The sequence below is a fragment of the Pseudomonas sp. RC3H12 genome (assembly GCF_018596375.1).
GTDB lineage: Bacteria > Pseudomonadota > Gammaproteobacteria > Pseudomonadales > Pseudomonadaceae > Aquipseudomonas.
This window is the reverse complement of sequence record NZ_CP075595.1, coordinates 4,651,126-4,666,163: the sequence shown is the minus strand read 5'-3', so window position 1 is coordinate 4,666,163 and position 15,038 is coordinate 4,651,126. Positions and strand designations below refer to the sequence as shown.

The window sequence follows — 15,038 nt, the reverse complement described above, 5'->3', positions numbered from 1 at the left end:
CAGCCACCCCCGAATAAAAGCGCCGCAGAACCGGCGCAATTGAGGGCACTATGAGCAAGACCAACGAATCCCTGATGCAACGTCGTGTCGCCGCCGTCCCACGTGGCGTTGGCCAGATCCACCCGATCTTCGTCGATACCGCGAAGAACTCGACGGTGATCGACGTTGAAGGCCGCGAACTGATCGACTTCGCCGGCGGCATCGCGGTACTGAACACCGGCCACCTGCACCCGAAAGTGGTCGCGGCCGTGCAAGAGCAGCTGACCAAGGTCAGCCACACCTGCTTCCAGGTGCTGGCCTACGAGCCGTACGTCGAGCTGTGCGAAAAGATCAACAAGCTGGTGCCTGGCAACTTCGACAAGAAGACCCTGCTGGTCACCACCGGCTCCGAAGCCGTTGAAAACGCCGTGAAGATCGCCCGTGCCGCCACCGGCCGTGCTGGCGTGATCGCCTTCACCGGCGGCTATCATGGCCGCACCATGATGACCCTGGGCCTGACCGGCAAGGTCGTGCCGTACTCCGCCGGCATGGGCCTGATGCCAGGCGGCATCTTCCGCGCCCTGTTCCCGAGCGAGCTTCACGGTGTCAGCGTTGACGACGCCATCGCTTCGGTCGAGCGCATCTTCAAGAACGACGCCGAGCCGCGTGATATCGCCGCGATCATCCTCGAGCCGGTACAAGGCGAAGGCGGCTTCCTGCCTGCGCCGAAAGAGCTGATGCAGCGCCTGCGTGCCCTGTGCGACCAGCACGGCATCCTGCTGATTGCCGACGAAGTGCAGACCGGCGCCGGCCGTACCGGTACCTTCTTCGCCATGGAGCAGATGGGCGTCGCGCCTGACCTGACCACCTTCGCCAAGTCGATCGCCGGCGGCTTCCCGCTGGCCGGTGTGTGCGGCAAGGCCGAGTACATGGACGCCATCGCCCCAGGCGGCCTGGGCGGTACCTACGCCGGTTCGCCGATCGCTTGCGCCGCAGCCCTGGCGGTGATCGAAGTGTTCGAGGAAGAGAAACTGCTGGATCGCAGCAAGGCCGTTGGCGAACGCCTGACCACTGGCCTGCGTGAAATCCAGAAGAAGCACCCGATCATCGGCGATGTCCGTGGTCTGGGCTCGATGATTGCCGTGGAAGTCTTCGAGAATGGCACCCACACCCCGAACGCCGCCGCCGTTGCCCAGGTTGTCGCCAAGGCTCGCGACAAGGGCTTGATCCTGCTGTCCTGCGGCACCTACGGCAACGTCCTGCGTATCCTGGTACCGCTGACCGCCGAAGATGCCCTGCTGGATAAAGGCCTGGCGATTATCGAAGAGTGCTTCGCCGAACTGGCCTGAAATATGTGACACGTTTCAGAAAAAAACCCGCCTCGGCGGGTTTTTTTATGCCGTTCGCCGGCTTCAGGCGCTAAGGTTGTAGGAGGATTCCGTGGAAGCTGCGATGGATCGCGCGTCATTTCTGGAGACTCGCTCATGAGCGCTGCCGACCCCGTTGCCCCTTGTGTCTTGATCGCCGAGGGTGACCCTTGGGTACGCGACATGCTCAGCGAAATGCTGCTCAGCGTGCGCTGCGACGCCCGCCTGCAGGTCTGTGCCGATGGTTCCGAGGCGCTGAGCGCGCTGGCGGCCAAGCCTGACCTGATCATCGCCGCCCGTGAGCTTTCCGGCCTCGATGGCCTGGACCTGCTGCGCAAGGTGCGCGCCAGGGGCGACAAGCCCGGCCTGCCGTTCATCCTGATGAGCAACCGCACCGACAGCGCCAGTGTGCGCGAGGCGCTGCCGTTGCACCCCACCGCCTACCTGAGCAAGCCGCTCGACCTGGACAACCTGCGCAAGCGTCTGGAAAACCTGCTGCTGGAGGTGGGCGAGCAGATCGCCTGCCCGGTGCCACCGCTGCAGCCCGGCGTGCAACTGCCGGCCTACCTCGAGCAACGCCGCGGCACTGCCGATGGCGGCCCACTGTTCGCCGATGTGCAGGTGGCGGTCAAGCGCGCCCTCAACCCAAATGGCTTGAACCTCAAGGTGCTCGAGGAAGAGGTACGCAACGACCCGCAGATTACCGGCGTGCTCATCGCTGCCGCCAACAGCGCCGCGCTGCATCGCGAAGCGCCGGTGCAGACCTTGCTGCAGGCGCTGAACAAGCTTGGCAGCACCCAGAGCATGAACCTGATCCTCGGGCTAACGCTCAAGCGCAGCGCGCGGTTGAGCGACCCCTTGTTGGCGCGGCATGCCGCGCACTACTGGAACCTTTCGCTGCATGCCGCCGACTACGCACGCACCTTGGCGCGCACCCTCGAAGTGGACGAAGGGCGCTGCTACTGCGCGGGTTTGTTGCATTGCCTGGGCGACCTGGCGGTACTTCGCACCTTGCAGGAGTGGCGGCTGGCCGGTGGCGAGCTGGACGAAGACCAGGTGGAGCTGTCGCTCAACGAGTTCGGCGCCCCGTTCGGCTCGGCACTGCGCACCCGCTGGCGCTTGCCGCTCGACCTGCGCGAGCTGATCGCCGCGGTGTATCAGCTCGGTGGCGGCGTCTACTCCCGGGAGATCCTGGCGATGAACCTGGCAGGGCAACTGTCGCGACTCAGGCCCAGTGAGGGGCTGGAGAAGATCGCTAGCAGCAAGACGGCGCGCTTGCTCAAGCTGGGGTTGCCGGAGTTGTCGCGGCTGCGCAAGGTGGATCCGGAGGCGCTGGCGCGGGAGGAGGCCGAGGGTCAGGAGGAGCAGGCTGCGCAGAGCGAGGCAGCGGTCGTTTCCAGCGCCTGCGCAGCTGAGTACGATGGAGAAGAGAAGCAGCCTTAGTAGGCTGGAAAACCAGCGTTCAGTGGGTTTTCCAGGCTCCCCTCAGCCGCGAACGATCTGGTTCTTGCCCTGACGCTTGGCCCTGTACATCGCCGCATCGGCCCGAGCGAACAGGCTGTCCAGCGTTTCGTCTTCATCAATCAGCCCGGTCAGCCCCTGGCTCACCGTGACGCCATAGGTCTGCTCACCATGGCTGAAACTCAACCGCTGGATTTCCCGCTGCAGCCGCTCGGCGATCTGTTCGGCTACCTGAGCGGTGCAGCCTGGGAACACGGCGGCAAACTCTTCGCCGCCAATGCGCCCGAACTGATCGCCACGCCGTAGCACGGCCTTGCCACTGTCGGCGATGCGCTGCAGCACCTGGTCGCCTTCCTGGTGACCATAGCTGTCGTTGATGTGCTTGAAGTCGTCGATGTCCAACAGCAGGAAGGCCATCGGCGTGCCGTCCTCGCGGGCGCTGTCGAAGGCCTGCTGGGCGCACTCGAAGAAATGCCTGCGGTTGCTGCTCTGGGTGAGCACGTCGGTGGTGGCCAGACGCTGCAACTCACCTTCGAGCTGTTTTTTCTCGGTGATGTCCTCGGCGATGCCGACGATGATCACCCGCTGGTCGCCCTCGCGCTGCTGGTTGATATAGCACTTGTCGCTGAGCCAGCGCACCTCGCCGGCGGCGTTGAGGATGCGGTACTCGCGGTCCTCGACGGTGCCCTTGACCAGCACCTGGGCCAGGCTGCGCTCGGCGTACTCCAGGTCGTCCGGGTAGATGGCGTCGCGCCATTCGTTGTAGTCGGCCAGCACCAGGCTGGCCGGGCGGCCGAAAATGCGCTCGTAGGCTGGGCTGACGTAGAGCACTTGGCGGGTTTCCCAGTCGAAGGCCCAGAGCACTGCGTTGACGCTGTCGAGCAGCGAGCTGTACAGCTGCTCGCGTTCGCTCAGGCGGGCCACTTCGCCTTGAGCGTGCAACAGGGCGAGCAGGGTTTGAGCAGCTTCGGGGCGCGGGGTGCCGGTAGAGGTGGGTGGGAGATCTTTGGCCATGAGCACGGAACGGTTCTCGACGATGGGCGTGCGGCCACGGTCCGGCCCGCCACGCGGGCGATATGCCGGATTTGAGTCGATTGCAGGGGGGGAAGTTCCGGTCGGCACGCCCCATTGCGGGGCATGCCGATCAACGGTGCTCAGGCGCCGTTGGGGCGCAGCGAGTAGGTCTTGAGCTGGGCGGCGAAGTCACGCAGCGACTGAATACCACTGGCCTCGGCCTCGTGTACCCAGTCCTTCATGGCGGCGAGCATGTCGTGGCCGTTGGCGCTGGTGCGCGCCCAGATCTGCTGTAGCGCCAGGCGCTTTTCGTAGATGGTCTTGAGAGCCTGGCTGTGGGCCAGCAGCGACTCGATGCGCACGTGGTGGCGATCCTGCAGCAGGCTGGTTTCCCGCGAGAGCAGACGCTTGGCGCGGCGGAAGCGGTGGCGTACCGAGGTGTCGACCTTGTCCAGCTCCTGCTTGACCAGCGGGCCGATCACCAGCTTGCGGTACTGGGCCATGATCTGGAAGCGGTTGTTGAGGATGGCCATGGCAGTGTCCATGTCCAGCGACGCCTTGCCTTCCACCCGATGGGCGATGGGCGCCACCCGTTGCACCTTGGCCAGGCGCAGCAGGCTCAGCAGGCGGATCCACATCCAGCCCATGTCGAACTCCCAGCGGCGTACCGAGAGCTTGGCCGAGTTGGGGTAGGTGTGGTGGTTGTTGTGCAGCTCCTCGCCGCCAATGATGATGCCCCACGGCACCAGGTTGGTGGCGGCGTCGCGGCATTCGAAGTTGCGATAGCCCACGGCATGGCCCAGACCGTTGACCACACCGGCGGCCCAGAACGGAATCCACATCATCTGGATCGCCCAGATGGTGATGCCGATGGTGCCGAACAGCAGCAGGTCGAGTACCGCCATCAGGGCGATGCCGCCGAGCTTGTAGCGGGTGTAGAGGTTGCGCTCGATCCAGTCGTCCGGGCAGTTCTTGCCGTAGATGCGCAGCGTTTCCTCGTTTTTCGCCTCTTCCCGGTACAGCTCGGCGCCCTTGCGCAGCACGGTGCCCAGGCCCTTGTGCACCGGGCTGTGCGGGTCGTCGGGGGTTTCGCACTTGGCGTGGTGCTTGCGGTGGATGGCGGTCCACTCGCGGGTGTTCTGCGCCGTGGTGAGCCACAGCCAGAAACGGAAGAAATGCTTGAGGCCCGCGTTCAGCTCCAGGGCGCGGTGGGCCGAGTAGCGGTGCAGGTAGATGGTGACGCTGACGATGGTCACATGGGTCATCAGCAGGGTGACGGCGACCAGTTGCCAGGCCGACAAGTCGAGCAGACCGTAATACCACATAACGGGAAATACCCTCGGAAAACAGGCGGAACAACGCAGGCATTATCCTTTGGCGGGGAAATAAAACCAGTCGCGCTTTTGGATAGGAAGTCACAGGGTGTTTCAGCCCCTATAATGCCCCTTCTTTTTTCATGGGCTCATTCACCCGACATGTCTGTTTCCGTTCGCGACGCCTTGCGCATGGCCGGGCTCTACGTGTTGCTTTCGATTCTCTGGCTGGTGCTGTCCGAGCTGGTCTTGCACGGCATGACCGAGGATCCGTTGGCCCTGGCCGTGGGGCGGCAGATCAATGTCGTGCTCTGGGTCTTGCTCAGTGCCGCGCTGATCTTCGTTTCACGTGCGCGCCTGCTCAACTTCATTGGTATCGGCGCGCGCCTGCGCAGCGATGACCGCGAGCGCCTGCGCATGGCTGCGGCGGTGTTCGACAGCACCCTGGAAGGGGTGCTGGTGACCGATCGCAACGGCTTGATCGTGCACGTCAACCGGGCATTCATGCGCATTACCGGCTACCAGCAGGAAGAAGTCATCGGTCAACGTCCGAGCAAGTTCAAGTCAGGGCGGCATGGGGCGCCGTTCTACCAGCAGATCTATGCCGCGCTGGCGGAGCAGGGCGAATGGAGCGGGGAAATCTGGAATCGCCGTAAAAGCGGGGAAATCTACCCGCAATGGCAGACGATCTGCGCCATTCGTGACGACAGTGGTGAGCTTAGCCATTACGTCGCAGTGTTCAGCGACATCAGCGTGATCAAGCACACCGAACAGGAGCTGGCCTATCTCGTTCACCACGACCCGCTGACCGGTCTGCCCAACCGCCTGCTGTTCAATGATCGCGCCATGCAGGCGATGGCCGCGGCGCAGGCCAACAAGCGCGGCTGCGCCTTGCTGCTGCTCGACCTCGATCACTTCCAGAGCATCAACGACGGCCTCGGCCACACCATTGGCGACCAACTGCTCAAGCTGGTCGGCGAACGTCTGCGCGAGGTGCTGGGCAACGGTGTGACCCTGGCGCGCCTGGGGGGAGACGAGTTCGGCGTGCTGGCCGAGAGCTGTCAGCAGGTCGGCCAGGCAGGCAAGTTGGCGCAATCGATCATCGAGCGCTTGAAAGAACCGTTCTGTTTCGAGGGCAACCGCCTGTTCATCAGTGCCAGCATCGGTATCAGCCTGTTCCCCAACGATGCACTGAGCGCCGAACAGCTGCTGCGCAACGCCGATTCGGCGCTGTTCAAGGCCAAGAGCAATGGCCGCGCCTGCTACGCGCTGTACACCGAGGAGCTTACCGCCCATGCCCAGCAGCGGGTCGAGACCGCCGGCGAATTGCGTCGGGCGCTCGAACAGCAGGAGCTGCGGGTGTTCTTCCAGCCGGTGCACGACCTGTTCACCGCCCGGATGATCGGCGTCGAGGCGCTGGTGCGCTGGCAGCATCCCGTGCGTGGCCTGGTCCCCCCCAGGGAGTTCATCCCCATCGCCGAGCGTACCGGGCTGATTGCCGAAATCGACGCCTGGGTGCTGCACCAAGCGTGTCGGCAGATGGTGCAGTGGCAGGCCGAAGGGCGGCAGCTGGCATTCGTGGCGGTGAACATCTCCAGTCGCCTGTTCAGCCAGCGTGACCTGTACCGCCAGGTGGCCGATGCGCTGCACGATACCGGGCTGGATCCGTCGCTGCTCGAGCTCGAAGTGACAGAGAGCGCGGTGATGGAAGACCCAGAAGTCGCCCTGGAACAGCTGCATCGCCTGCGCGAGCTGGGCGTGACCTTGGCCATCGACGATTTCGGTACAGGTTATTCGTCATTGCTGCGGCTCAAACGCATGCCCGTGCAAAAGCTGAAGATCGACCAGGGCTTCGTGGCAGGCCTGCCCCACGATGAAGACGACATTGCCATCGTGCGGGTGATCATCGCCTTGGCGCGAAGCATGGGCATGCAGGTGCATGCCGAAGGGGTGGAGCAGGCCGAGCAGGCGCGGTTCCTGCTGGAGCAGCAGTGCCAGCTGGGGCAGGGGTACTGGTTCGGGCGGCCGGTGCCGGCGGCGGAGCTGCACTGGGGCTGACACCGTATCGCGTGGTAAGCCCGCTCCCACTGGTTGGAGCGGGCTTGCCCCGCGATGGGCTCAACGCTTGTTCAAACCTTTGGCCAAACGGTCCCCACCCAGCTGGATCACCGCTACCAGCGCCACCAGCATCACGATCACGGTCAGCATGATCTGGCTGTCGAAGCGCTGGTAGCCGTAGCGGTAGGCAATATCGCCCAAACCCCCGGCACCGATCGCCCCGGCCATGGCCGAGGAGTTGATCAGCGTCACCAGGGTGATGGTGAACCCGCCGACGATCCCCGGCAGCGCCTCGGGCAGCAGCACGTGCCAGACGATGTGCCAGCGCCGGCAGCCCATGGCCTGTGCCGCTTCGATCAGGCCGTGGTCCACCTCGCGCAGGCTGACCTCGGCGATGCGCGCGAAGAACGGCGTGGCGGCAATTGTCAGCGGCACCACGGCGGCCCACACACCATAGGTGGTGCCGACCACCAAGCGGGTAAAGGGGATCAGCGCGACCATCAGGATCAGGAACGGGATCGAGCGGAACAGGTTAACGATGGCGCCCAGCACCCGGTTCAGCGCGGCGGCCTCGAAGATCCCGTCCTTGTCGCTGGTGACCAGCAGCACTGCCATCGGTACCCCGACGACCAGCGCGACCAGCGAGGACACGCCGACCATCAGCAGGGTGTCGAGCAAGCCTTGCAGCAGGCGATCAATCCACATGGCCGAGTACCTCCACATCCACGGCCCAGCGGCGGGCGCGTTCGAGCAACTGGCGGGTGTCCAGCGGCGAGCCGCGCACGGCCAGGATCAGTTGCCCCAAGGCATGCTCGCCGATGGTCTCGACGCCGCCCTGGAGCAGCCGCACGCGTCCGCCCAGATCGCTGAACAGGGCGCTCAGTTCCGGCTCGCCCACCAGGCCGAGCTTGAGCACCACAGCCGCGTCGCGGCTGACCGGCTGGGCACGCAGACTGGCTTGCAAGGCGGCCGGCAGCTTGGTCTGCAGCGGTGCGAGCAGGGTACGGGTGACGTCGTGGCGCGGTGTGCCGAACACTTGCCAGACCTCGCCCTGTTCGACGATCTCGCCCCGCTCGAGCACCACCACGCGCTGGCAGATATCGCGGATCACCGCCATTTCGTGGGTGATCAGCACCACGGTCAGGCCCAGGCGTTGGTTGATGTCGCGCAGCAGCTCGAGGATCGAGGCAGTGGTTTCCGGGTCCAGCGCGGAGGTGGCTTCGTCGCACAGCAGGATCTCGGGGTCATGCACCAGCGCCCGGGCGATGCCGACGCGCTGCTTTTGCCCGCCGGACAGCTGCGCGGGGTAGACATGGTGCTTTTCCGCAAGGCCCACCAGCTCCAGCAGCTCGCGTACCTTGCGCTGGCGCTCGGCCTTGGCCACGCCGGCCACCTTCAGCGGCAGCTCGACGTTCTGCCACACGGTCTTGGCCGACATCAGGTTGAAGTGCTGGAAGATCATGCCGATGCGCCGGCGCAGGGCCACCAGGCGGTCCTCGTCGAACGGCGCGATATCCACCTGGTCGATCAGCACCCGGCCCTGGCTGGGCTGTTCCAGGCGGTTGATGGTGCGCAGCAGCGAAGACTTGCCGGCACCGCTGCGGCCGATGATGCCGAATATTTCGCCGCGGCGGATGTTCAGGTCGATGCCTTGCAGCGCTGGTTGGGCCTGGCCCGGATAGGTCTTGCCCAGGCCGATGAAGCGGATGTGCGCCTGGTTCACTTCCGGGCGCAGGGCCGTTTCCTCGGCCTTGCACGGTTCGGCGGGCGGGATGGGCGCCCTCAGGGCGCTGGCCTGGGCCATGTCAGCCTTCCCAGCCGGCCTGGTAGAGCTTGCCATGGGCCTTGTCCAGGGCGGCGCGCACGGCTGGCGAGTGTTGGTAGATATCGACGAACTTGGCCAGGCGCGGGTCGTTTTTCTCCTGTGGGCGGATAACGAACTGGATCACGTATTCCTTGTTCTCCAGGCCGTCGAACAGCAGCGCCGACGTAGCGTCAAAGGTGTTGGCCAGGCGGATATAGGCCGGGTAGCCCTGCACCAGGTCGGCGTCGTCATAGGCGCGCACCAACTGCACCGCTTCCACCTGGAGAATTTTGATCTTCTTCGGGTTGGCGATGATGTCGTCCTCGGTGGCCTTGTAGCCCACGCCCTGCTTGAGGGTGATCAGCCCGGCCTTGGCCAGCAGTTGCAGGCCACGACCGCTGTTGATCGGGTCGTTGGCGATGGCCACGCTGGCGCCTTCGGGCAGCTCGGCAAAGCTTTTGTACTTTTTCGAGTACAGCCCGACGTTGTTGATGATCCCCGGTGCATAGGGGACCAGGTTGAAGCCGGCGGCGGCCTTGGCGTTTTCCAGGAAGGGGATGTGCTGGAAGTAGTTCACGTCGATGTCGCCGCTGTTGAGGCTGACATTCGGCGCGATCCAGTCGCTGAACTCGATCAGCTTCACCTCCAGGCCTTGTTTGTGGGCTTCTGCCACCGCCGCTTCCAACGGGATGGCGAAGGCGGCGGTGGTGCCGATCTTCAGTGGCTCCGCGGCGAAGGCGGCGGCGGACAGGCCGAGGCCCAGGGCGATGGCCGCGACGGGCCGGAACAGTTTTTCAAGCATGGTGCAGGGCTCCAGTCGGGGCAGGGGTGGGGGTGTTGCGGTAGGAGGATCCGGGATGGTCGGCGGGCAAGTGCGGATGGTCGCTGGCGAACAGCTTCTCGCGCAGGGTGCCTTCGGCGTAGCCAGTCTTGTAGCGGCCACGGCGTTGCAGTTCGGGTACTACCAGGTCGATGAAGGCCTCGAAGCTTTCCGGGGTGACGGTGCGGGTCAGGTTGAAGCCGTCCAGGCCGGTGTCGTCGAGCCAGCCGATCAGTTGCTCGGCCACCTGCCCGGGGTCGCCGACCAGGGTCACGTAGCGGCCGCCCAAGGCGTGCTGCTCCAGCAGGCGGCGGCGAGTCCAGGCGCTGTCCTGCAATTGGCGGGTGGCGGACTGGATGGCATTGCCCTTGGCGAATCCGATGGGTTCGTCCAGTTCGTAGCGTGAGAAGTCGATACCGGTGGAACTGGCGAAATGCGCAACACCTGCCTCGGCGCTGGCGTAATGCAGGTACTCGGCGTGCAGGGCGTGGGCTTGGTCTTCAGTTGCGGCAACGATCACGGTGATGCCCATGAATACCTTGACCGCCTGCGGGTCGCGACCAGCGGCTTGCGCCGCTGCGCGCACCTTGTCGACCTGGGCGCGGGTGGCGGCCTTTTCCTGGCCGCTGATGAACACGCACTCGGCATGGTTGCCGGCAAAGGCCAAACCGCGCGCCGAACTGCCGGCCTGGAACAGTACCGGTGTGCGCTGCGGCGAAGGCTCGCACAGGTGATAGCCCTCAACCTTGTAGAACTCGCCCTGGTGCTCGACCTTGCGCACCCTGTCCGGCCGGGCATACACGCGCTGCGCGCGGTCGGCGACCACGGCATTGTCGGCCCAGCTGCCTTCGAGCAGCTTGTACAGCACCTGCAGGTATTCGTCGGCCTGGTCATAGCGGCGGTCGTGCTCGGGTTGCTGTTCCAGCCCCATGGCCCGGGCGGCACTGTCGAGGTAGCCGGTGACGATGTTCCAGCCGACCCGGCCGTTGCTCAGGTGATCGAGAGTGGAGAGGCGCCGGGCGAACAGGTAAGGCGCTTCATAGGTCAGGTTGGCGGTGAGGCCGAAGCCCAGATGCCTGGTAACGGCGGCCATGGCCGAGACCAGCAGCAGCGGGTCGTTGACCGGCAACTGGATCGACTCCTTGAGCGTCACGTCCAGCGACTGGCCATAGACGTCGTAGGTGCCGACGATATCGGCGATGAACAGCCCGTCGAACAGCCCCCGCTCCAGCAGGCGGGCCAGGTCGGTCCAGTAGTCGAGGGTCTTGTACTGGGTCGAAGTGTCCCGCGGGTGGGTCCACAAACCGTGGTTGATGTGCCCGATGCAGTTCATGTTGAAGGCATTGAGCAGGATCTGCTTGGCCATCAGATGGTCCCTCGGCGCGGCGGTTTTTCGTCGTTGAGGTAGTAGTTGCCGATGGCGTGGTACTTCCAGCGCACCGGGTCGTGCAGGGTGTGCACCCGGGCGTTGCGCCAGTGGCGGTCGAGGTTGTGCTCGGCCAGGGTGGCCTGGCTGCCGGCCAGCTCGAACAGGGTGGTGCCGGCGGCCAGGGAGATCTCGGTGCTGATCGCCCGGGCCTCGGCGACGGCAATCGAGGCGGCGGCCAGGGTCTCGGCGTTGCTGTCGGCCTGGGCGATGTCGAGGATTTCACCCGCGCGTTCGAGCAGGGCCTCGGTGGCGTGCAGGCGGATTGCCAGTTGGCCGAAGCTCTTCAGAGTCAGTGGATCGTCGCTGGCCTTGTCGAGGCCAGAGTCGATCCAGGGTCGGCTGCGGGTACGCACGAAGTGCAGGGCGTCCTCGTAGGCGGCGCGGGCGATACCGGTGTCGATCGCGGCATGGAGGATCTGCGCCAGGGGGCCGACCGTGGTCGGGCGCTCGAAGGCGCTTTGGAACGGCACCACGTCTTCGGCGCGGACCGGCACATGGTTGAACACCACCGAGCCGCTGCCGGTGGTGCGCTGGCCGAAGCCGCTCCAGTCGTCGATCACCTCGATGCCCGGGCTGTCGGCGGGCACGAAGGCCAGGTGCGATACGCCCTGTTCGTCGATCACCAGGGTCGGGATGCGCTGGGCGTAGATCGCGCCGGTGCAGTAGAACTTGCGGCCATCGATGCGGTAATGGTCGCCGTCGCGGCTCAGGCGGGTGGTGCGTTCGTGGGCGTTCTTCGTGCCGAGTTCGGCCAGGGCGTTGCCGAAGCGGCGGCCGGCGAGCACTTCGGCGTAGAGCCGTTGCTGTTGTTCGGCGCTGCCGTTCACCCGCAGCACCTCCAGGGCGTAGAAGTGGTTCTGCGGGATCTGCCCGAGCGAGGCGTCGGCCTGGGCGATGCGTGCGATGACCTTGGCCAGGGTGGCACTGGACACGCCGGCGCCGCCAAAGGCCCTGGGCACGCTGATGCCCCACAGGCCGGACTGCACGAAATGTTCGAGTTCGGCATGGGGCAGGCGGCGTTCGCGGTCGCGCAGGGCGCTGTCTTCGCGCAGGTAGTGGGCGAGTTCGTCGGCGACGGCCAGGGCCTGGCCGTCGGTGGTGATGATGGATGCAGTCATTGTGCTCTCCAGGTCCCATCGCGGAGCACGCCCGACCTTACGCGAGCGCGTGGGAGCGGGCTTGCCCCGCGATGGGCCGATATCAGATCCAGGAATGGCGGGCAGGCAGGGTGCCGTTGAGGTGGTAGGCGCCGACGGCGTGGTATTTCCAGCGCACCGGGTCGTGCAGGGTGTGCACGCGGGCGTTGCGCCAGTGCCGGTCGAGGTTGAACTCGGCCAGGCTGGCGCGGCTGCCGGCCAGCTCGAACAGCTTCTCGCTGGCCTGCAGCGAAATCTCGGTAGTGAGCACCTTGGCTTCGGCTACGGCGATCGAGGCACGGGCCGCGGCGGCGGCATCGATCACGCCGGCGTTGACCTCGTCGAGCACCCTGGCGGCCTTGCGCAGCAGGGCCTCGGCGGCATGCAGTTCGAGCTTCAGGCGGCCGATGTCGGCAATCACATAGGGATCGTCGCTGTTGCGTTCGACCTTGGCCTCGATCCAGGGCCGGGACTTCTCCCGCACGAACTGGATCGTGTCCTCGATGGCCGCTTCGGCGATGCCGGCGTCGATGGCCGCCTGGATCAGCTGCGAGGCGGCGCCCTGGATGCTGGGCTCTTCACGCAGGCGCCAGTTGTCCACCACCAGGTCGGCGTCCACCGGCACCTTGTCGAGCAGCACGGTGCCGCTGGCGGTGGTGCGCTGGCCGAAGCCGGACCAGTCGTCGACGATGCGCAGCCCCGGGCTGCCGCGACGGACGAAGGCCAGGCGTTGCCGGCCTTCATCGTCCAGGGCTTTTACCGCTACCCAGTGGGCGTACAGGGCGCCGGTGGAGTAGAACTTCTCGCCACTGATGCGATAGCCGTCGCCCTCGCGGGTAATGCGTGCCTTGAGCGTCAGGGTGTCCTTGGTCCCGCGCTCGGGGCCGGCATTGCCGATGCGCCAGCCGTCGAGCACGGCGCGGAAGATCGCTTCCTGCTGCGCCTGGGTGGCGGTAAGGCGCACCAGTTGCAGGATGCCGAACTGGTTCTGCGGAATCTGCCCCAGCGCCGGGTCGGCGGCACTGATCAGGCGGAACACTTCGGCGATGGTTTCGAACGAGACCTCGGGGCCGCCGAACGCCTTGGGCACGCTGATGCTGCCCAGGCCGCTGCGGGTGAACTGTTCGATCTCGGCCCATGGCAGCTTGCGCTGCTGGTCACGTTTGGCGGCCTGCTGGCGGGCCACCTCGGCCAGTTCGCGGGCGGCCTGCAGGGCCTCTTCGTCGTTGCGCAGCACCTTGGCCGGCAGCAGCAGCGGCGAGCTGTCGTGATCGCTGTGGAATCGGGTAGTTGGTTGGCTGGACATCAGTACCGCTCCTTGGCTGCACTCAATGCCCTGGCGTTATGCACTGGGGTGATTGTGATCCTGACCATTCCTAACCTCACAAAGTTGAAAGCGTCGCCTCAGCTGATGGCGACAGACGTTTGCTGGTCCGGTGGTCCGGTTGATATACCCTATTCGTTTATAAAAAGCTTATGAACTACCGTTTAGGAATATGAATAGAAGAACTGCGGGGTCGGCCCTGTCACTGTGAGCCAGCGACAGGGCAGAAAGGTCAGCGCTGAACCGTTACCACCAGCTTGCCCGCTGCCTGGCGTTGCCCCAGACGTTCGATCGCGGCGCCGCCCTCGGCCAGCGGGTAGGTCTGCGACACCAGCGGTTTCAGCTTGCCCTCGGCATGCCAGGCGAACAGCTGGCGGAAGTTGGCGGCGTTGTCCTCCGGCTGGCGCTGGGCAAAGGCGCCCCAGAACACCCCGACCACCGCCGCGCCCTTGAGCAGCGCCAGGTTCACCGGCAACTGCGGGATCGTCCCGCTGGCGAACCCCACCACCAGCAACCGGCCGTTCCACGCCAGCCCGCGCACAGCCTGATCGAACAACTCGCCACCGACCGGATCGTAGATCACATCCACGCCCTGACCGCCGGTCAGGCGCTTGATCTCGTCCTTGAGGCTGGCCTGGCTGTAGTCGACCAGCTCGTCGGCGCCGGCCGCCTTGGCGATCGCCAGCTTCTCGGCACTGCTGGCCGCCGCAATCACCCGTGCCCCGAGGGCCTTGCCGATTTCCACTGCCGCCAGCCCCACGCCACCCGAGGCGCCGAGCACCAGCAGGGTTTCACCGGCCTTGAGCTGACCGCGCTGGGTGAGGGCGTGCATCGAGGTGCCGTAGGTCATGCCGAACGCGGCGGCAGTGGTGAAGTCCATGTCCGCCGGCATCGGCAGCACGTTGTAGAACGGTACCGCCACTTGCTCGGCGAAAGCGCCCCAGCCGGTCAGGGCCATGACCCGGTCGCCAACCTTGAACGCGCCGGCCTTCTCGCCGACCGCGGCTACCACGCCGGCGGCTTCCGCCCCCGGTGAGAACGGCAACGGTGGCTTGAACTGGTACTTGCCCTCGATGATCAGGGTGTCGGGGAAGTTGACCCCTGCGGCGTGCACGTCGAGGAGGATCTCGTTCTTCTTCGGCACGGGGCTGGCGACCTCTTCCAGGACCAGGTCCCGCGCCGGGCCCAGGGCTTTGCACAACAAGGCTTTCATCAGGGCTATTCCTTTGCGTGTGGTGGCCGATAAGTGTAGGAGGGCCGCCCCGAGGGTCAACGAGCATGGTCGGCCCTGATGAGCCGGCATAAGCCCGGGCTTGGGTTTGGCCGGCGCGCT

General features: G+C 65.5%; 12 protein-coding genes. 3 read left to right on the top strand and 9 right to left on the bottom strand.

Annotated features, from left to right (window positions below):
- Positions 1-50 precede the first annotated feature (50 nt).
- Complete coding sequence (gabT, locus tag KHO27_RS21315) at positions 51-1,328, top strand: 4-aminobutyrate--2-oxoglutarate transaminase (RefSeq protein ID WP_214500730.1); 1,278 nt, start codon at positions 51-53, stop codon at positions 1,326-1,328.
- A 135-nt stretch (positions 1,329-1,463) separates the two neighbouring features.
- Entirely contained in the window at positions 1,464-2,789 is a 1,326-nt protein-coding gene (locus tag KHO27_RS21310) for a response regulator (protein WP_214500729.1), read from the top strand.
- Between the two features lie 42 nt (positions 2,790-2,831).
- On the opposite strand, the gene KHO27_RS21305 is transcribed toward KHO27_RS21310, so the two are convergent.
- A complete protein-coding gene (locus KHO27_RS21305; RefSeq protein ID WP_110697135.1) occupies positions 2,832-3,821 on the bottom strand; it encodes a GGDEF domain-containing protein in 990 nt (329 codons plus the stop codon).
- Between the two features lie 140 nt (positions 3,822-3,961).
- Positions 3,962-5,146 (bottom strand): delta-9 fatty acid desaturase DesA, encoded by a 1,185-nt coding sequence (gene desA, locus KHO27_RS21300; RefSeq protein WP_102683489.1) that lies wholly within the window; start codon positions 5,144-5,146, stop codon positions 3,962-3,964.
- 150 nt (positions 5,147-5,296) lie between these two features.
- On the opposite strand from desA, the gene dibA reads away from it, so the two are divergent.
- Entirely contained in the window at positions 5,297-7,192 is a 1,896-nt protein-coding gene (gene dibA / locus KHO27_RS21295; protein ID WP_214500728.1) for a phosphodiesterase DibA, read from the top strand.
- A 60-nt stretch (positions 7,193-7,252) separates the two neighbouring features.
- Here dibA and KHO27_RS21290 read toward each other — a convergent pair whose 3' ends face one another.
- From KHO27_RS21290 to KHO27_RS21260, 7 genes are all read right to left on the bottom strand, one after another.
- A complete protein-coding gene (locus KHO27_RS21290) occupies positions 7,253-7,897 on the bottom strand; it encodes a methionine ABC transporter permease (RefSeq protein WP_110697137.1) in 645 nt (214 codons plus the stop codon).
- The gene (locus KHO27_RS21285) at positions 7,887-8,996 is read right to left on the bottom strand and encodes a methionine ABC transporter ATP-binding protein (protein ID WP_110697139.1); all 1,110 of its coding nucleotides are present in this window, start codon (positions 8,994-8,996) and stop codon (positions 7,887-7,889) included. Before KHO27_RS21285 ends, KHO27_RS21290 begins: the two co-directional genes overlap by 11 nt.
- Position 8,997: 1 nt before the next feature.
- Positions 8,998-9,798 (bottom strand): MetQ/NlpA family ABC transporter substrate-binding protein, encoded by an 801-nt coding sequence (locus tag KHO27_RS21280; protein ID WP_110697141.1) that lies wholly within the window; start codon positions 9,796-9,798, stop codon positions 8,998-9,000.
- Entirely contained in the window at positions 9,791-11,182 is a 1,392-nt protein-coding gene (locus KHO27_RS21275; RefSeq protein ID WP_110697144.1) for an LLM class flavin-dependent oxidoreductase, read from the bottom strand. Before KHO27_RS21275 ends, KHO27_RS21280 begins: the two co-directional genes overlap by 8 nt.
- Positions 11,182-12,363, bottom strand: coding sequence for an SfnB family sulfur acquisition oxidoreductase (locus KHO27_RS21270; RefSeq protein WP_110697146.1), 1,182 nt, complete (start codon positions 12,361-12,363; stop codon positions 11,182-11,184). The genes KHO27_RS21275 and KHO27_RS21270 overlap by 1 nt, the downstream gene beginning before the upstream one ends.
- Before the next feature lie 82 nt (positions 12,364-12,445).
- Positions 12,446-13,687 carry an SfnB family sulfur acquisition oxidoreductase gene (locus tag KHO27_RS21265; protein ID WP_110697148.1) on the bottom strand — a complete coding sequence of 414 codons (1,242 nt, stop codon included), beginning with the start codon at positions 13,685-13,687 and terminating at the stop codon, positions 12,446-12,448.
- 250 nt (positions 13,688-13,937) lie between these two features.
- On the bottom strand, positions 13,938-14,918 hold the full coding sequence (locus tag KHO27_RS21260; protein ID WP_110697150.1) for an NADPH:quinone oxidoreductase family protein: 981 nt from the start codon (positions 14,916-14,918) through the stop codon (positions 13,938-13,940).
- Positions 14,919-15,038 lie beyond the last annotated feature (120 nt).

Excerpts from the sequence above, each read along its gene's own strand:
- gabT (WP_214500730.1), top strand. The coding sequence starts at position 51 with ATGAGCAAGACCAACGAATCCCTGATGCAACGTCGTGTCGCCGCCGTC.
- KHO27_RS21310 (WP_214500729.1), top strand. The coding sequence starts at position 1,464 with ATGAGCGCTGCCGACCCCGTTGCCCCTTGTGTCTTGATCGCCGAGGGT.
- KHO27_RS21305 (WP_110697135.1), bottom strand. The coding sequence starts at position 3,821 with ATGGCCAAAGATCTCCCACCCACCTCTACCGGCACCCCGCGCCCCGAA.
- desA (WP_102683489.1), bottom strand. The coding sequence starts at position 5,146 with ATGTGGTATTACGGTCTGCTCGACTTGTCGGCCTGGCAACTGGTCGCC.
- dibA (WP_214500728.1), top strand. The coding sequence starts at position 5,297 with ATGTCTGTTTCCGTTCGCGACGCCTTGCGCATGGCCGGGCTCTACGTG.
- KHO27_RS21290 (WP_110697137.1), bottom strand. The coding sequence starts at position 7,897 with ATGTGGATTGATCGCCTGCTGCAAGGCTTGCTCGACACCCTGCTGATG.
- KHO27_RS21285 (WP_110697139.1), bottom strand. The coding sequence starts at position 8,996 with ATGGCCCAGGCCAGCGCCCTGAGGGCGCCCATCCCGCCCGCCGAACCG.
- KHO27_RS21280 (WP_110697141.1), bottom strand. The coding sequence starts at position 9,798 with ATGCTTGAAAAACTGTTCCGGCCCGTCGCGGCCATCGCCCTGGGCCTC.
- KHO27_RS21275 (WP_110697144.1), bottom strand. The coding sequence starts at position 11,182 with ATGGCCAAGCAGATCCTGCTCAATGCCTTCAACATGAACTGCATCGGG.
- KHO27_RS21270 (WP_110697146.1), bottom strand. The coding sequence starts at position 12,363 with ATGACTGCATCCATCATCACCACCGACGGCCAGGCCCTGGCCGTCGCC.
- KHO27_RS21265 (WP_110697148.1), bottom strand. The coding sequence starts at position 13,687 with ATGTCCAGCCAACCAACTACCCGATTCCACAGCGATCACGACAGCTCG.
- KHO27_RS21260 (WP_110697150.1), bottom strand. The coding sequence starts at position 14,918 with ATGAAAGCCTTGTTGTGCAAAGCCCTGGGCCCGGCGCGGGACCTGGTC.